Origin of the sequence: Klebsiella sp. X1-16S-Nf21, from assembly GCF_002837615.1 — a bacterium.
Lineage (GTDB): Bacteria > Pseudomonadota > Gammaproteobacteria > Enterobacterales > Enterobacteriaceae > Klebsiella > Klebsiella variicola.
Genome location: NZ_PJDK01000156.1, coordinates 1 through 1020, shown reverse-complemented (window position 1 = coordinate 1020; position 1020 = coordinate 1). Strand labels below are relative to the sequence as shown.

The following is a 1020-nucleotide window of genomic DNA, read 5'->3' as shown; positions in this document are numbered from 1 at the left end:
TGTTGGAAATAAAATGTGCGTTACGAAATAGTTCGGTAATTAATGCGGCATGTCGTCCTGCAGATGATTTTACATCCTTATAAATAAGTGAACCGGATAATGCATCCAGACTGCGAGCGGCTGTCTTCGCAAAGCGTTTGGCTGCCGTTGCTATTTGATTTTGTAGACGTTGCCGGAATAATTCCGTTGCATCTTCGGAAATATTATAGCTGTCCATTACCGGAGTCGGATTAAGACGCTGTGATGCCTGAAGTTTTTTCCAAAGAATAGGGGCGCTAGGCATCGGTGTAACTCCCTGATAAAATGCTGTAAATATTGTCAGTATTCGCCGGTACATAGCAGAAGGGCTGTTCTGAACCGATCATTTTTCTAATAATGGGAGGGACGCAGCTACTGGTTCGGTGAGGGCTCGATGTATTCTCCAGTAGGACAGGTATCTCTTTCGCTGCTTCTCGTTCTATACGATATTCGCAGGTTATTTTTACCCCTGCCTTTGTAGGAATTAAACCGCCTACAGAATGTTGTGCTGTCATGGTGGGAAATTTTGAGTTTGTTGGTCTGATTTGAATTTCTTCAGGTTTACCATGAATGGTTAGTTTTATTCCTTCGGGCTGTAACTTATCCCAGATATTAAGTTTGCGATCAGTTAGTGAAATAGCAACGTATTTCATGGCTGCATCCCATGCTTCAAAGATAAGCGATTCTATAAGTTCCCTATTAGTTGTGTATTTAGGTGTTTCCCCTTGTAATTCGCCATGAAGCCCTGCCAGGAATTTGGTAAAGGTATTTTGGGCAAGGTCGCATCTGCTGACGATGCGATCCCCCAGGTCTCCAGTCCTGTAAAAAACGCTACTGGCGATAGATAAGAATATATAACGCAGCTCGGAACCATGGGGGACCTTGACTTCAATAGAATGGAAGCTTGCATAAAGAGATTTAGGGTTAAATAGCGGTCTTGTTTGTTCGGTAAGTTTATAATATGTATTTAAAAATATCTCATCGCGAAGTCTGGCCTGATCC

2 protein-coding genes are annotated in these 1020 nt (G+C 42.5%); both read right to left on the bottom strand.

Features of this window, described 5'->3' with window-relative positions; translation table 11 throughout:
* Positions 1-283 (bottom strand): hypothetical protein (locus CW267_RS30225; protein ID WP_133124768.1); only part of this gene is annotated, 283 nt, incomplete at its 3' end.
* On the bottom strand, positions 276-1020 hold a 745-nt coding region (locus CW267_RS31035), incomplete at its 5' end, for a hypothetical protein (protein ID WP_165787487.1). The genes CW267_RS31035 and CW267_RS30225, both read right to left, overlap by 8 nt.